This is a genomic window from Pseudoalteromonas sp. M58 (assembly GCF_042604605.1).
In the GTDB taxonomy this organism is placed as follows: Bacteria; Pseudomonadota; Gammaproteobacteria; order Enterobacterales; family Alteromonadaceae; genus Pseudoalteromonas; species Pseudoalteromonas tetraodonis.
On record NZ_CP152390.1, the window covers coordinates 3,332,271 to 3,348,672 of the forward strand.

The following is a 16,402-nucleotide window of genomic DNA, read 5'->3' on the forward strand; positions in this document are numbered from 1 at the left end:
CTAATTACAGCTCAGCGACAAGTTTTTCAACGATGTCACTATGTGCGGCTTGATTGATTTCGCGCTCTAAAATTCTTTCTGCGCCAACCACAGCCAGAGTTGCTACTTTCTTACGTAGCTCTTCTGTCACACGGTTACGCTCTGATTCAATTTCAGAGTGCCCTTGAGCAATAATTTTTTCACGCTCTTGCTGACCACGAACAGTTTCTTCGTCAACGATTAGCACGGCACGCTTTTTAGCTTGATCAATGATATCAGCCGCTTGAGCCTTTGCATCTTTAAGCTGTTCTGCAGCTTTGTGTTGCGCAAGTTCTAAGTCTTTTTCGGCTCTATCAGAGGCAGCTAAACCATCTTCGATTTTCTTCTGGCGAGCTTCAATTGCACCGTTTAGTGGTGGCCATACGTATTTCATACAAAATAATACGAACACCGTAAACGCAATTAATTCACCGATAAGAGTGGCGTTTAAGTTCACAACCGCTCCTCCTTAAATAGTAAGCTGTTCAAAAAATAAAATTAAAGTACGAACAACAATACCATCGCGATACCAACACCAATCATTGCTACAGCATCGATTAGACCAGCAAGGATAAACATTTTAACTTGTAGCGATGGTGCAAGCTCAGGTTGACGCGCACATGCTTCAAGGAATTTACCGCCCATGTTACCAAAACCGATTGCTGTACCGATTGCACCGAAGCCGATAAGTAAAGCTACTGCGATGTACTTAAGACCTAATACTAGTTCCATTTTTTTCTCCAAAGTTTCAATTGTAATTAAAAGTAAAAATTAAAAGTTATAAATTAGTGATTATCCGAACTTGCCATGCTTAGGTATACGATTGTAAGCATCATAAATACGAATGCTTGCAATACAATTACCAAGATATGGAATACAGCCCACACAAAGTGTAACGGTAGTTGCATTAAACCTATTGCACCGATAAGGATGAAGATTAACTCACCTGCATATAAGTTACCGAACAAACGCAGTGCCAGTGAAAACGGCTTAGAAACCAATGCGATAAGCTCTAGTAATAGGTTAAATGGGATTAAAAGAATCTGCATAGCTGTATTGTTTGAACTAAACGGATGAAGTGTTAGTTCTTTAATAAAACCGCCGATACCCTTTATTTTTATTGAGTAACCAATCATTAGAATGAACACGCCCAGCGCAAGTGCTGCTGTCATGTTGATATCTGTAGTTGGTACAATTTTCATGTATACGTCGTGTGAATCCATACCAAACGCAGTTTCGCCAACAAATCCGGCAAATGCTGGTAGGAAGTCAACTGGGATTAAATCCATTAAGTTCATTAAGAATATCCACACGAATATTGTTAATGCTAATGGTGCAATTAGCTTACTTTTACCGTGGAAGGTATCGCGTACGTTGTCGCCAACGAACTCAACAACCATTTCAATGAAACACTGAAATTTCCCAGGTACACCCAGAGTTGATTTTTTTGCGGCACTACGGAAGATCCATAAAAATATTAGACCTAGTCCGATAGACCATGCGAGGGTATCTACATGCCATGTCCAGAAGCCACTATCCGTACATGCTTTATTGAAGGCAAGACCAGCGTCGGTCGAGCACATCTTAGCATTGGTTAAGTGGTGCTGAATATGGCTAGATAGAGTAACTTCTTCTGCAGCCATGTTATATCCCAAAAGTTAATGTTTAAAAAAAACGGGTGTAAACAATCCTGTAAACAACACCAACACATAAGCACAAAAGAAAGGTAATAAAACTACCGGATAAAGCTTTAGCATTAGTGCAAACAAAACGATTGTTAGCATAAATTTTAATCCGTTGCCGCGTTTCAACGAGGCATACGCTTGATTTGCTCGACTTGCACCCATATATCTGAATGCATAAAGCGCAAATACAAAGTTAGGAAGTACTGCGACAGCGCCACCAGCTAATGCTGAAAGTGCGGCATTGGTTTCCCAACCTATAAAAATTATTAGTGCAGCTAAAAGGGCTACAAATCCCTGAAGGCAAATTAATTTTAATGCGGCAAGCCTATACGGGCCTGCTAACTTATTAGTCACTTTTAATTAACCTTTATGACGCTCTAATTGTCAGGGTATGAAAACTGGCGAAATTATACTTAATCCTGCCAGTTTTGCAACTTGAGTAGGTGCTTTGTAACACAAAATCGCTGTAAATGTCCCTTTTTAGACATCCAATGAATTAATGGTGGGAATAGTCTTGATTGATACGGTTTAAAATACCGTCTAACTCGTCAAGATTAGTGTAAGAAATAACCAACTTCCCTTTGCCTTTTTTGTTGTAATTTATTTCTACTTTTGCCCCTAGGTTATCAGCAAGTTGTTGCTCTAACTGTTTAACATCTGGGTCTTTTTCTATCACTTCTTTTGCTGGAGCAGGCTCTAAAATAGAGCGCACTAGCTTTTCAGTTTCGCGAACGGTCAATGCTTTCGCAACAGCTAAACGGGCTGCATCTGATTGCACTTCACCTTCAAGTGCTAATAAGCAACGAGCGTGACCCATTTCAATGTCACCATGCTCTAACAATATCTTTACATCGTTATTAAGATTATTTAAGCGTAATAAGTTAGTCACGGTCGTACGCGATTTACCAACTGCATCCGCCACTTGTTGATGCGTTAACTCAAACTCATTAAGCAAGCGATTAAGCGCTATCGCTTCTTCCATGGCGTTTAAGTCTTCACGCTGAATATTTTCAATTAGGGCAATAGCAACGGCCGCTTCATCGGGTACATCTTTAATAATACACGGTACAAACTCAAGCTTGGCAATTTGAGCAGCGCGCCAACGACGTTCACCAGCAATAATTTCATAACTGTTATGCGCAACTGGGCGCACAACAATCGGTTGAATTATCCCTTGTGAACGAATTGAACTGGCGAGTTCTTCAAGTGCCTCTTCAGACATGTCTTTACGAGGTTGGTATTTCCCTGAGTGTAAAAACTCGATGGGTAGTTTTTGTAATTCACTGTTGCTAGGCTGTGCCGCATTTTCAACTGCGTTTGTTACATTGGCGCTGTCGTGTTCCTTGCTTTCGCTTGGTGCAGGTTTAGATGAACTTAAAAGTGCATCGAGTCCTCGGCCTAAACCTCGTTTTTTAGCAGACATGTTATTTTTTTACCTCAAAGTTAGGCGACAACGGGAGTTGTTTTTTCTTTTCTGCGTAGCATTTCACCCGCGAGAGCTAAATACGCTTTCGCACCACTTGATGCTCGATCGTAGTACATTGCCGGTGCGCCAAAACTTGGGGCTTCTGCAAGTCGAACATTACGTGGGATCACCGTACGGTATACTTTATCGCCAAAATGTTGTTTTAATTGTTCTGATACATCATTTGCTAATCGATTACGCGGATCGTACATAGTACGAAGTATGCCTTCAATCTGTAAGTTAGGATTAACTAACTTAGCAAGTTGCGTAATCGTGTCCATTAATGCGGTTAATCCTTCCAATGCATAATATTCACATTGCATAGGGACTAAAATAGAATCGGCAGCGGCCATGGCATTAACGGTTAACATATTTAAAGAAGGTGGGCAGTCTATAAAAATAAACTCGTACTGATCCTGAATTTTTTCAAGTGCATTGCGTAAGCGTACTTCGCGAGCAAATAATTCCATCAGCTTAACTTCTGCAGCGGTCACATCGCCGTTTGCAGCAATCATATGATACTCGCCTGAGGTTTCTTTAATAATCACCTCATCAATAGGCTTATCTTCTATGAGTAAATCATAGATAGTAGGGACGTCACCATATTTGTCGACGCCACTGCCCATGGTCGCATTGCCTTGCGGATCGAGATCTATTAACAGCACTTTACGTTTCGTTGCAGCCATAGATGCAGCGAGATTAACGGCAGTGGTCGTTTTACCTACTCCGCCTTTTTGATTTGCTAATGCGATGACTTTTGCCACAGTGTCTCTGATCCCTAGTCTTTAGAAAGAATTATTAAATGTCGTTGTGCATCTAAATCGGGTACTTCTAATGCAATTTTTTGCTCAAACTTAACACCAGCAGGGAGTGAATCTAATTCCTCACTTGGAAATACCCCTTTAAGTGCAATGAACTTACCTGAATGATCGATTAAGTGCGAACACCAGTCAATCATATCTTGTAACGATGCAAATGCACGACTTAGTACGCCATCTAATTTAACACTTGGTTGATATTCTTCAACTCTTGACTGCACAGGGGTCACATTATCAAGGCCAAGCTCATGTTTAACATGCATTAAAAAACGTACACGTTTACCTAAACTATCTAATAAGACAAACTGCGTATCGGGTAAGGCAATAGCTAACACTATGCCCGGTAAACCAGGACCTGTGCCAACATCAATATATTGATGACCGGTCAAGTGAGGCGCAACAACTAAGCTATCCATTATATGTTTAACCATCATTTCTTGAGGTAAACGTACTGAGGTTAAATTATAGGCTTTATTCCACTTATCGAGTAATTCGACATAGCGAACAAGTTGTTGCTGTTGTTTTTGTGTTAGCGCAATATCAGTTTGCGCTAACAAAGTTGTTAATTGTTGCTGTAACACAATGTACCTTTACCGTTACGCAGTTTTGCGCAACAAGCCTTGCTTCTTCAGATACACTAATAATAGCGAAATCGCCGCTGGGGTGATACCAGAAATACGCGAAGCTTGACCAATAGTGTCTGGACGAGCATCAATTAGCTTAGCAACAACCTCATTTGATAAACCAGAGACGGTTTTATAATCAAACTCTTTTGGTAAAATTGTTTCTTCATGACGAAGCTGCTTATTGATCTCATCTTGCTGGCGTGCAATGTAACCTGCGTACTTAGTATGAATTTCAACCTGCTCTAAGGCGGCCTTATTGGTAAACTCAGATCCGAGTCCTTCAATAGCCATCAAGTCGTTATAACGCACTTCAGGTCGGCGTAATAATTCTTCTAAGCTGGCTTCACGCACAAGTGGCGTTTTTAGTAATTCATTTACTTGATCAACAACCGCATGATCTTTATGGATCCAGGTATCTTTAATACGCTGTTTCTCTTTAGCGATCACTTCCATTTTTTCGTTGAATGCTTGCCAACGTTCATCGTTAACTAAACCTAATTCACGGCCTTTTTCAGTTAAACGTATATCAGCGTTGTCTTCACGTAGTAACAAACGGTATTCAGCACGGCTAGTAAACATGCGGTACGGTTCTTTTGTACCCAGTGTTGCTAGGTCGTCAATTAGTACGCCAACATAGGCTTCATCACGACGTGGCGTCCACGACTCTTTGCCTTGCACTTGTAATGCCGCATTCATACCTGCGATCAGACCTTGTGCGCCCGCTTCTTCGTAACCGGTCGTACCATTAATCTGACCAGCAAAAAATAAACCATCAATAAATTTAGTTTCTAATGATTGTTTTAAGTCGCGCGGATCAAAAAAGTCATATTCAATAGCGTAGCCAGGACGACAAATATGTGCATTTTCAAATCCGGTGATCGATTGCACAATTTCTAACTGCACATCGAACGGTAAGCTGGTTGAAATACCGTTAGGATATAACTCGTATGACGTTAAGCCTTCTGGCTCTACAAATATCTGGTGCTTATCTTTATCAGCAAAACGGACAATTTTATCTTCAATAGACGGACAGTAACGTGGGCCTATTCCTTCGATAACACCTGAGTACATAGGTGAGCGATGTAAGTTTTTGCGAATAACATCATGTGTTTTTTCATTTGTGTAAGTGATGTAACACGGAATTTGTTGTGGGTGATCACTTTGTTTACCCATAAATGAGAATACCGGTGTTGGTGCATCACCTGGTTGTTCTTGCATTTTAGAAAAATCAACAGTGCGTGCATCAATACGTGGTGGTGTGCCTGTTTTTAAACGATCCACTCTAAATGGAAGTTCGCGTAAACGATCAGCCAATGCAATTGAAGGTGGATCGCCTGCACGGCCACCTTTAAAGTTTTCAAGACCGATATGAATTTGGCCACCTAAGAATGTGCCTACGGTTAGTACTACACTAGGAGCACTGAAACGCAGACCCATTTGGGTAACGACACCTGTTACACGGTTGTTTTCAACGATAAGATCATCACATGATTGTTGAAAAATCTTTAAGTTTTCTTGGTTTTGAAGTGTGTTCTGAATAGCCGCTTTGTACAAAGCACGATCCGCTTGAGCACGAGTAGCTCGTACAGCAGGGCCTTTAGAAGAATTAAGCGTACGGAATTGGATCCCGCCTTTGTCAATAGCCTGAGCCATTGCGCCACCAAGAGCATCAATTTCTTTAACTAAGTGGCCTTTGCCAATGCCACCAATCGCTGGGTTACAAGACATTTGACCAAGGGTATCCATATTGTGAGTCAGCAGCAGGGTATTCATCCCCATACGGGCAGCTGCCAATGCGGCTTCAGTGCCAGCATGTCCACCACCTACTACGATAACGTCAAAATTTTCGTGAAAAATCATTAATGGGATCCTACTTAAATCAAACCAGTAAACTTCAAAAGGGAGCGTATTCTACCTAGAAATTAGCAGAAGATAAATGATTAAACAGTGCTCAAGATCTAAGTAAGTGATCTCTAATAATATAAAGGATCTTTTAAAGAGATCTTTTAATACTATTACTACTACTGATCAGCTTTTCTGTTGATAAGCTTTAGATCATGATTAAAAACATATAATTAGATCGGATCTAAAGGTGTTAATATGATCGGATCTTCAGGTAAATAAGCTCTGATCAAAACAGGCTGTTATGCACAGGCCGATCAAGTCTCGATCTTATCCCATGGATAAGCATGGTTAAAAAAGCAGTTTAATCAGTGTTTATCCACAAAATCTGTTAAATTATTAGTAAATTGTGGGTAACTTTATTTATAACTTTTTACTTGATCTTTCTATTTTAGACCTGTTTTTGCTATCCACGAGTCTAACCAAGCTAAGGCCGTATCTTCTGGAAGTGCTTCATCAAGAATATTCAGTTCTAAGCGCGGTGCTAACTGTATCGCGCCTTTTTGGCTTAAAAGCGTATCTATATTACGCCCTGCAAGGTTATACGTGTCATAACTGGTATCACCTAAAGCAATGACCGTGTACTTTAAGTGCGATAAATCATCAACTTGAGATAACTCATCAACAAAGTTAATAAGGTTTTCTGGGTAATCACCCGCACCATAGGTTGATGTACAAATTAACCAAATGGTATTTTGCTGATCTATTTCACTAAATTCAGGTTGATCATGTAGTTGGGTATTAATACCTTGGCTATTAAGCGCATCGTTTAGTTGCTCGGCAACGTATTCTGCGGATCCCATTTGACTACCAACGATAAGATTTACTGAACTCATGAATATTTGTGATCACTATTAGTTTTAATTGCCGCCTATGATAGCCCAGTGAGTATAACAGTAAAGTTAAGAGTGCCATTTTGTATAACTATTTTTGTACTTATTTAAGCCTTCACTTAAATGTACTGCTTAACTACTTGATAATTAAAGGTTTAACAAAATATCTTTAAATGTAATCTTCTGATCAAGTTGTTGATAAGGTTGGGGAAAGCTCTGCTTAACTATCAATTAAAGTTGCAGTTTTATTGCTAAGTCATTGATTTTATATTTAGTATTTGCCACCAGCGATTGAAAAAAAACGTATAGATGCTTGTTGATCTTAATGTGGATATAAAGCTTGTTGATAACCTTAAATTGGGATCGAAAAAAATTTTAAAAAATGATCTATTTGATTAGATCAGGCTAAATAACCATTATTATTTTTTATAAACAGCCCTTTTTTAATTAAATACAGCTTATTTCCCCATTTTAAAGACGTTTAATTCCTCGCTGAAGCAAAAAAACACGCAATTGTGGATAACTGATCTGCAAAAAAATAAATTTGAGTGATCTAAAGTGAATATTTAACTGAATTTTGCTGGTGGTGTAGACGAACAAAACGTATTTTTTAGTTACGTTTTGTTTTTATGACTTGATAATTCCCCCTATTCAAACATGGATAACCAATGCTATAGCTTCAGTTTTAGAGTGTTTAATAAGCATAACTACAGCTATTTTTTCTATAAATTAAGGCGTTCTAGCCGCTATTTGCTGTGATTATTGGCCTTGTAAAATCTTTTATGTACATTATTAAAGGCGAATTGAGGCTGATATAAGTGCAGCTTAAACTGTATTTGTAGTCTGTTTGGTTTTTAAAGTGGATTATTAAAACACAGCTAGGTGAGTTGTTATTGTAAATATTAGGCATGAAAAAGAGCGCCTAAGCGCCCTTAATAAATTATATCGTTACTTATTAATTTGACTATTTACCGATACAAAACGAGCTAAATATTTTGCCAAGTAGATCATCTGAGGTAAATTCACCAGTTATTTCGTTAAGATACTGCTGCGTTAAACGCAGTTCTTCAGCCAAAATTTCACCGGCCACATGCATTTCTAATTGTGTTTTACCGGTATCTAAGTGGTAGGCTGCATGCTCAAGGGCATCTAAGTGACGACGACGCGCCATAAATCCACCCTCTGTGGCCCCATCAAAACCAATACAGGCTTTTAAGTGCTCACGCACTAGTTCTATGCCGTCAGCATTCTTAGCGCTTAAACTGATGACCGGATATTGTTGCTCTTGATCCATACCGACTACATCACCTGATAAATCGGCTTTGTTTCTGATCACGGTCACGCCCATACCTTGGGGTAACTTAGCCATAAATTCTGGCCAAATAGCATGAGGGTCGGTATCGGCTGTATCTGTACCATCAAGCATAAATAACACGCGATCGGCTTGGTTTATTTCATCCCATGCACGCTCAATACCTATTTGTTCAACGCGATCTGGGCTTTCACGCAGGCCTGCGGTGTCGATTATATGTAGTGGCATACCATCTATATGTATGTGCTCACGAAGTACATCGCGGGTGGTGCCGGCTATTTCAGTTACGATTGCCGCTTCTCGTCCTGCTAATGCATTAAGTAAGCTTGATTTGCCTGCATTAGGACGACCTGCAATAACGACACGCATACCTTCGCGCATTATGCTACCTTGTTTGGCTTGATTGGTAACCGCATTAAGTTGCTCAATAATGGCATTCAAATCACCGCCGACTTTTCCATCAGATAAAAAATCGATTTCTTCATCAGGAAAATCAATAGCCGCTTCTACATACATACGTAAGTGAATGACTTTTTCTACTAAGGTTTCTATATGCTTAGAGAATTGACCTTGAAGTGACTGTAGGGCGCTTTTGGCCGCTTGTTCACTGGTTGCATTAATTAAATCGGCAATAGCTTCAGCTTGAGTTAAATCAAGCTTGTCGTTCATAAAGGCACGCTCAGAGAATTCACCAGGCTTTGCTAAACGTACACCGTCTATTTTACTTATTTCTTTAAGTAGCATATCAAGGACAACAGGGCCACCATGGCCTTGAAGTTCGAGTACGTCTTCACCGGTAAATGAGTGTGGGCCGGCAAAGTAAATTGCAATACCTTGGTCAAGCTGATCCCCTGCAAGGTTATTAAAAGGCACGTAGTCGGCAAAGCGAACTTTAGGTATTTTGCCTACTATTTTCTCAGCGACTTGCTTTGCTAGGCTGCCTGAAACACGAATAATACCAACCCCACCACGTCCTGGTGCGGTTGCTTGTGCTGCGATAGTGTCTTGATTAATCATGCGTTTGAAATTGCCAATATGAAAGTGAATGCTGGTTTGTATTGTAACCTATGGCTTTATTTCATGCGAATAGCTGTATGTAAAAATGCGTCAGCAGATACATTTTAAGCATTTCATTATTTAGTTTTAATTAATAATCAGTTATTGAAAATGATAACTATATTCATTAGCATATGCGTATTATTTTTCTACGTACTTAAACTTTATGCGCTATTCTCCAGTTTTATTGGCTGTTCTAGTCAGTTTTTCAGGTTCTTCACTAGCTGAAAATCAAAATATTGAAAATGAAATAGAAACTATTGATGTTGTTGGCCGTGCTTTTTCTTTATACAGACCAACAGAATCCAGTTTTGGGACTCGCACAAATACCCCAATTGAGAAAATCCCGCAGTCCATTCAAATTCTTCCCCAAGCGTTAATTAACGATCAGGCTGCACGTCAAATTACCGATTTATATAGCAATATTGCAGGGGTTAACGCATTTAGTTATTCCGGGGTGACGTTTCGTGGTTTTCGCCAAGATGAGATCTTATACGATGGTGTAAAAGGCGACCCATTTAATGGTTTTGCTGTCCCACAGTTATTTAATATTGAACAAGTTGCCGTATTAAAAGGCCCTGCGGGCGCTATTTATGGTAGCGGAAACCCTGGCGGCATTATTAATTATGTAACTAAAAAGCCAAAGTTTACCGATGAGCACAGCATTGAAGTTGAAGTAGGTAATGATGACTTTTTCAGTGGGGCAATACAAAGTACTGGTACGCTAAGTGAATCGCTCGATAACCATGCGTACCGTGTTGGTTTATATCGTGATTCAGAAAATCCATTTCGTACTAATACCAGTAGCGATAACACCATTGTTGATCTTGGTTATACTTGGTTAATTAATAGTGCGACAGAGCTGACTACGCAATACACTTTTATTGAGCAAGAATTAGGTGGTGCACGTTTACGCGGTGTCCCCGCTGATGATAATGGCCAATTTATTACAGATATTAGCTGGAATCATAATGAAGCGACTGACTTTCAAAATGTTGAAGCTCATGTTTATCAAGCTACTTTAAAGCACGATATTAATGATATTTGGCGAACGGATATTACGGCTCGTTATTTCGATAATAAAGAAGTGCAAAACTATCATGAACCGAAAGGACTCGATGATACAGATAGCGATGGTGTGCTTGATTGGAGTGATCGAGAGTTTCGTGATCAAGTTCGTGAGAATGAAGGTTTTAGTTTAACGGCTAATGCGGTTGCGGAGTTTGTATTGGCTGATATGCAACATCAAGTATTACTAGGTAGTGATTGGTATGAGCATAACTTTGAAAGTGTATATCGTACGGCAAAGCAACAGAGTCAAGGTGGACCTGTACCCGGGCTTGATCTTTACAACCCTGAATATGGTCTTACAGCGGGTGATGATTATAATTTAGATAGCATTACACCACGGTTAGGTCGAACGAATAGCACTCGTTTTGGTGCTTATGTTCAAGATCAGCTCGATATTACCACTAATTGGAGTATCACCGCAGGGTTAAGATATGATCGCTTTGAAGATAAAGACGAGTTAAATCAAACTGAGTTTTCAGATAGTGATGTGACTTATCGTGTGGGTACAACTTACAACATTAACGATACTTTCTACCCCTATGCTTTATACGGTACGGGCTTTGTTCCACAAAGTGCAAGTGATCAAGAAACGGCTAAGGGTGGGCCATTTTCTCCAGAAACAAGCCGTATCAATGAAGTTGGTTTAAAAAGTAAACTGCTTGATGATAGCTTGGCAGTTAATTTGGCTGCTTACAATATTGTTCGTGAAAATATCCTCCAAGCAAGCTTATTAGGTGATGTGGCTGGCGATGGTGTTGACGACCTAGTGGCTGTAGGTGAAGTAGAAAGTAAAGGATTCGAAATTGAAGTGGTTGGTGATATTACCGAGCGCTGGGTTGTGACTGCTAACTATGCCTATAATGATACCCGTATCACTAAAGCGAATGAAAGCATTCGTAATCAAATCCCTGATAGTGATAAGTTTGCTAATGCCCCACAAAATACAGTGGGCATTTGGACACGCTACGAGCTTCCTCGCTTATCTTCCTCTATTTCTGCCGGTTTAGACTATGTTGACGAACAGCTAAGCTTAGGTGGTCAACAAGTTAAGCCTTACACTATTTATAATATGGCATGGCAAACCACAGTAGATAATTGGCAGTGGCAATTGTCGGTTAAAAATTTGTTTGATAAAGAATATGCTAGTAGTGGCTTTATTGAACGTACAGGGCACTTCCCAGGTGAACCTCGCCGTATTTATCTTAGTGCTAAATACAGCTTTTAAAGGTGGCGTGTGAACGCTAGACAATGGTTTAATCTGCATTCATGGGCAGGGCTCTTTGTTGGTGTCCTGCTTTTTGTTGTTTGTTTATCTGGTACACTTGCGACGTTAAGTCATGAAATTGAATACCTGACAGACAGTAAGTATCGTGCGTTAACGTCCTCTTCAATCACCAACTATCAAGCCATTGAAAATACCCTCAACAAGCATTATTCAGGTGCACAAGTATTGTATCTTCAGCGCCATAAGCAAGAGTACTTGGCTTTGGAAGTTGCACTAAAAATAGATGACGCATTTCGGTTTATTTATTTAGATGCAGCCACAGGGCATGTGTTAGGTGAGGGGGAATGGGCACGTGCTTCACGGTTTTTACGTAACTGGCACATGTATTTATCCATGGGCTGGATAGGTAAGCTAATTGTTACAAGCTTAAGTATTTTATTGGTTATTCTGCTGGTTTCGAGTTTTTATGTGTATCGTCGCTGGTGGCAGGGCTTTTTTAAAAAGCCTGCCCAGCTAGTTTTAGATAAACGTAATGGCTGGTCTAATTGGCATAAGTTTCTTGGGTTATGGAGTATGTGGTTTATGGCTATCATAGCCATAACAGGTCTGTGGTACCTTATTGAACATGGTTTGCAAACAGCGAAAATAAAGCATTATATTGCACCACCAGTCGCTGTTAGTGAATTTAAAAAACAAATACCCACTGTTAATGCAACACCAATAAGCTTAACTCAGGCTTATAACGCTGCGCAGCAGGCATTTCCGACGCTTGATATTCGCTATATACGTTATGGTAATAAAAAGAATCAACCTATTGAAGTACGTGGCTATAACGATGATATTTTACTTCGTTTACGCGCCAATCGTGTGTATTTACAGCCAACGACAGGTACAGTATTAGCAGTACAAAAAGGAGAGGATTTACCGCTTATTCCTCGTATTAAAGATACTGCCGATCCTTTGCATTTTGGTAACTTTGCAGGCCTCGGCACTAAACTTATTTGGGCGCTATTCGGCGGTTTTATGAGTTTTGTTAGTGCTGTTGGCATATATATGAGTTGGCTCAGAGTGAGGCGTAAAAAAACTGTTTTTGAGTGGTTAGGCATATCAGGTTACGTGGCGATAGGTTTAGCTATTTTCTCTCTGACAATAACGGGTGTGAACTTTAGTGAGCGCAGTGTACCAAAGTCGCTTTATTCGCCTATTCTTAGTGAGTAAATTTCAGATATTAAAAAAGGCGACCTAGGTCGCCTTTTTTGTAGGTAAGGGGAGTTAGCCCCTTACTTTAATACCTTTCTTTTCCATGCCACGGTAGATGATTAACATCTGGACAATAGAGATAAGGTTAGACACTAACCAGTAAAGTACTAAACCAGATGGGAACCATAAGAAGAACACAGAGAAGATAACCGGCATAAAGGTCATCATTTTTTGCTGCATTGGATCGGTAACCGTCATAGGTTGTAGTTTTTGCGTTATAAACATACTCGCACCAAATAAGATTGGTAATACGTAGTATGGGTCTTTCGCAGAAAGGTCAGTTAGCCAAAGTACAAATTCAGCGTGACGAAGTTCTGTAGACTCTAAGAATACATAGAACAAGGCTAAGAAGATTGGCATTTGCAGTAAAATAGGGAAACAGCCACCCATAGGGTTTACTTTTTCTTTACGGTACATTTCCATGGTCGCTTGGCCGAATTTTTGACGATCATCGCCATACTTTTCTTTTAGCGCTTTCATCTTAGGCTGTAATGCACGCATTTTAGCCATTGAGGTGTATTGTGCTTTAGTAAGTGGGTACATTAATGATTTAACGATAATAGTGATGGCTATAATTGCTACACCCCAGTTACCTAAAATACTGTGTAACCATTTTAATAGTACAAATAACGGCTGAGAGATAAACCATAACCAACCGTAATCAACGGTTAAGTCTAGGTCAGTGTGAATCGCTTCAAGTTTATCTGACTCTTTAGGGCCCATGTAATAAGTTGCAGTAAGTACTTGCTCACTACCAGCTTGAACATTTACCGCTTCGTCTTTAACACCAATAATAGCTGCGTTACTTTTAGTGATTAAACTATAAAGTGTATTCGCTTGATCTTGCATTGGTACCCAAGCACTTACAAAGTAATGCTGAATAAAGGCAACGTAACCACCTTGGGTATTAATGTTTAGGTTTTTATCGGCCATATCTGAAAAACTATACTTTTCGTATGGTTCCTCATCTGTACCGTATGCAGCCCCTAAATAGTTTTGATCAACCATGCTGCCTTTTTCTTGTACGGTACGCTTTATTTGTGTGTAAAGCTGTACTTGAACAGGCGCGCTGGTGGTGTTGTTAACTTTATATTCTAAGCCAACATCATACTGACCCTTTTTGAATACATAAGTCTTAGTAAAGCTTACACCGTTGCTGTCGGTAAATTGCAGTGGAACGCGAAGCTCATCACCTGTTAAGGTGTAAGAGGTTTGCTCTGATTGGTAAGTAGGACGACCATTTGCAGATGCATCTGGGCCATTTAAACCTATTAAACCACTTTGTGAAAAGTATTGTTTACCATCAAACTCACCAAGTAGCATGTAAGGAACATCACTGCCTTTGGTTTCTTTATAATTAATTAAGTCTGTTTCAACAATGTCACCGCCTTTGGTGTCAATTTTAACTTTGAACACGTCAGTTGTAATATCAATGACTGAGCGTTTAGCTAAAGTAGTTGAAGCAGGTAAACCAGAGTCTGATGAAGCTGGAACATAATCATCTGATTCCGGTGAGTTTGCTTTTAGTGTTTGTGTAGTGGCACTAGGATCGGCTTTTGGCGTGTTGTAGTCATTATTCCATTCTTGAAATAATAAAAACGACACTAGCATTAGGCCGATGAATAAAAACGTGCGTTGCGATTCCATAACAGCTCTTATTTCTCGTGTTGGTGGTTAATACGGGTTAATTTTTCAGGAACGGGGTCGTCTCCACCTGAATGTAAAGGATGGCATTTTAATATGCGTTTAACTGCGAGCCAACTGCCTTTTACTGCACCATGCAAATTAATTGCTTGAATAGCGTAGCTAGAACAGGTTGGATTAAAACGACAATGCGGACCCAATAGCGGGCTAATCCACTTTTGATAACCGCGGATAAATAAAACTAAACAACGTGTTGGTAACGCAGCAAGTGGTTTAAGTAACCTCATGTTGTACATGCCCCTACGTTATGTTTAGTGAATAGATACCATGTATTTAAAGACTTACTTTAAGATTTTAAACGCATGATTAAAAGGTGAGCTAAAGATACCTTAATTAACCCTGTAATTCTATTGCTATTGAGTTTGTTTAGTCGATTTAGCTGATTTGTTTGGGCGTTTTTTAAATGGTGGCGGTTTAGGGGCACCGGGTTTGCAGCGTTCATTAATTTTACGCCACAACTTTGTTAGTTGTTTGGTTAATTCTTCATTGGACTGTTCATCAATGCCACTTTTTACCATCAACACAATATCTATATTATCGAGAGTATGTTGGTTTAAACGAAAACTTTCGCGAGCAAGACGTTTAATACGGTTTCGTTGACATGCCTTTTTTACACGTTTTTTAGCAACAGTAAGGCCTAACCTAGGTTTTGACTGGTCACTTGGTTTTGCTAATAAAGTAAAGAAAGGAGTTGCAGCCCGAGCGGGTTCATTAAATATGCGAGAGTAATGCGAGGGAGTTAACAGACGTAACTCCCTGCCAAAGCTAAAGTCTTCCACTTATAAATTAAGCAGAAAGAACTTTGCGGCCTTTAGCACGGCGACGAGCTAATACTTTACGGCCATTTACAGTTGCCATACGAGCACGGAAACCGTGTGTACGTTTGCGTTTTAAAACGCTAGGTTGAAAAGTTCTTTTCATAACAATCTCATCCGATCGGTTAAAGTTAAAACATCCTATGCAGGTCGCGATCCTGGCACAGGTGCCATTGCGAGCGCGAGATATTATAGATGAAGTGACGAAAAGTCAATCATAATAGAGCGCGTAAAGCATGTTTATTTATGATCAATTTTCATGATCCGATAGGATCATCATAAATAAGAAGTTTTCCACAGCCCCTGTATAAAAAGTGAATAAAAGCATGGGAAAAGTAAATTAGATCATAAATTATAGTCGCGATCTGCTGCCAGTTTTGTTATGATCTCTAATCAGGCTTTAAAATAAAAAGCTATTTAAATCAGTCTGTTATTATATTTATACATCGATATCAACAATTTTATAAAAATCAATCTTTTACTTGTGGATAAAGTGCATTCATAATAGTCGGTCTTGGGCTGCTTATTGAGCCATTTAAACGCAATACAGGTGTGATTTTTGAATCATTATTGATGTGCGGGAATAAAAATTATATCTCTGGGAGTTTTACT

At 39.6% G+C, this 16,402-nt stretch carries 16 protein-coding genes; 2 read left to right on the top strand and 14 right to left on the bottom strand.

What is annotated here, in order from left to right:
* Positions 1 to 4 precede the first annotated feature (4 nt).
* The 10 genes from atpF to mnmE all read right to left on the bottom strand — a co-directional run bounded on the left by atpF (position 5) and on the right by mnmE (position 9,676).
* Positions 5 to 475 carry a F0F1 ATP synthase subunit B gene (gene atpF / locus AAGD16_RS15320; protein WP_016900010.1) on the bottom strand — a complete coding sequence of 157 codons (471 nt, stop codon included), beginning with the start codon at positions 473 to 475 and terminating at the stop codon, positions 5 to 7.
* 41 nt (positions 476 to 516) lie between these two features.
* Entirely contained in the window at positions 517 to 750 is a 234-nt protein-coding gene (atpE, locus tag AAGD16_RS15325; protein WP_004335261.1) for a F0F1 ATP synthase subunit C, read from the bottom strand.
* A 53-nt stretch (positions 751 to 803) separates the two neighbouring features.
* Positions 804 to 1,661 (bottom strand): F0F1 ATP synthase subunit A, encoded by an 858-nt coding sequence (atpB, locus tag AAGD16_RS15330; protein WP_013466266.1) that lies wholly within the window; start codon positions 1,659 to 1,661, stop codon positions 804 to 806.
* 15 nt (positions 1,662 to 1,676) lie between these two features.
* Complete coding sequence (locus AAGD16_RS15335; RefSeq protein ID WP_013466267.1) at positions 1,677 to 2,057, bottom strand: ATP synthase subunit I; 381 nt, start codon at positions 2,055 to 2,057, stop codon at positions 1,677 to 1,679.
* Positions 2,058 to 2,199: 142 nt separating this feature from the next.
* A complete protein-coding gene (locus AAGD16_RS15340; protein WP_016900011.1) occupies positions 2,200 to 3,126 on the bottom strand; it encodes a ParB/RepB/Spo0J family partition protein in 927 nt (308 codons plus the stop codon).
* A gap of 20 nt (positions 3,127 to 3,146) precedes the next feature.
* Positions 3,147 to 3,932 (bottom strand): ParA family protein, encoded by a 786-nt coding sequence (locus AAGD16_RS15345; RefSeq protein ID WP_008112117.1) that lies wholly within the window; start codon positions 3,930 to 3,932, stop codon positions 3,147 to 3,149.
* Between the two features lie 14 nt (positions 3,933 to 3,946).
* Complete coding sequence (rsmG, locus tag AAGD16_RS15350; protein ID WP_016900012.1) at positions 3,947 to 4,567, bottom strand: 16S rRNA (guanine(527)-N(7))-methyltransferase RsmG; 621 nt, start codon at positions 4,565 to 4,567, stop codon at positions 3,947 to 3,949.
* A 15-nt stretch (positions 4,568 to 4,582) separates the two neighbouring features.
* Complete coding sequence (gene mnmG / locus AAGD16_RS15355) at positions 4,583 to 6,472, bottom strand: tRNA uridine-5-carboxymethylaminomethyl(34) synthesis enzyme MnmG (protein ID WP_013466270.1); 1,890 nt, start codon at positions 6,470 to 6,472, stop codon at positions 4,583 to 4,585.
* Between the two features lie 428 nt (positions 6,473 to 6,900).
* Entirely contained in the window at positions 6,901 to 7,350 is a 450-nt protein-coding gene (mioC, locus tag AAGD16_RS15360; RefSeq protein WP_016900013.1) for an FMN-binding protein MioC, read from the bottom strand.
* A gap of 961 nt (positions 7,351 to 8,311) precedes the next feature.
* Complete coding sequence (gene mnmE, locus AAGD16_RS15365; RefSeq protein WP_013466273.1) at positions 8,312 to 9,676, bottom strand: tRNA uridine-5-carboxymethylaminomethyl(34) synthesis GTPase MnmE; 1,365 nt, start codon at positions 9,674 to 9,676, stop codon at positions 8,312 to 8,314.
* A gap of 205 nt (positions 9,677 to 9,881) precedes the next feature.
* Between mnmE and AAGD16_RS15370 the strand changes: the two genes are divergently transcribed.
* Positions 9,882 to 12,011: a TonB-dependent siderophore receptor gene (locus AAGD16_RS15370; RefSeq protein WP_377112855.1), complete on the top strand. Its 2,130-nt coding sequence runs from the start codon at positions 9,882 to 9,884 to the stop codon at positions 12,009 to 12,011.
* A 9-nt stretch (positions 12,012 to 12,020) separates the two neighbouring features.
* Positions 12,021 to 13,229, top strand: coding sequence for a PepSY-associated TM helix domain-containing protein (locus AAGD16_RS15375; RefSeq protein WP_377112858.1), 1,209 nt, complete (start codon positions 12,021 to 12,023; stop codon positions 13,227 to 13,229).
* Between the two features lie 54 nt (positions 13,230 to 13,283).
* Here AAGD16_RS15375 and yidC read toward each other — a convergent pair whose 3' ends face one another.
* From yidC to rpmH, 4 genes are all read right to left on the bottom strand, one after another.
* Positions 13,284 to 14,918: a membrane protein insertase YidC gene (yidC, locus tag AAGD16_RS15380; RefSeq protein ID WP_013466276.1), complete on the bottom strand. Its 1,635-nt coding sequence runs from the start codon at positions 14,916 to 14,918 to the stop codon at positions 13,284 to 13,286.
* Positions 14,919 to 14,926: 8 nt separating this feature from the next.
* On the bottom strand, positions 14,927 to 15,202 hold the full coding sequence (gene yidD / locus AAGD16_RS15385) for a membrane protein insertion efficiency factor YidD (protein ID WP_008467044.1): 276 nt from the start codon (positions 15,200 to 15,202) through the stop codon (positions 14,927 to 14,929).
* Positions 15,203 to 15,328: 126 nt separating this feature from the next.
* Complete coding sequence (gene rnpA, locus AAGD16_RS15390) at positions 15,329 to 15,754, bottom strand: ribonuclease P protein component (RefSeq protein ID WP_008467046.1); 426 nt, start codon at positions 15,752 to 15,754, stop codon at positions 15,329 to 15,331.
* Between the two features lie 7 nt (positions 15,755 to 15,761).
* Complete coding sequence (gene rpmH, locus AAGD16_RS15395; RefSeq protein ID WP_008112968.1) at positions 15,762 to 15,896, bottom strand: 50S ribosomal protein L34; 135 nt, start codon at positions 15,894 to 15,896, stop codon at positions 15,762 to 15,764.
* Positions 15,897 to 16,402 lie beyond the last annotated feature (506 nt).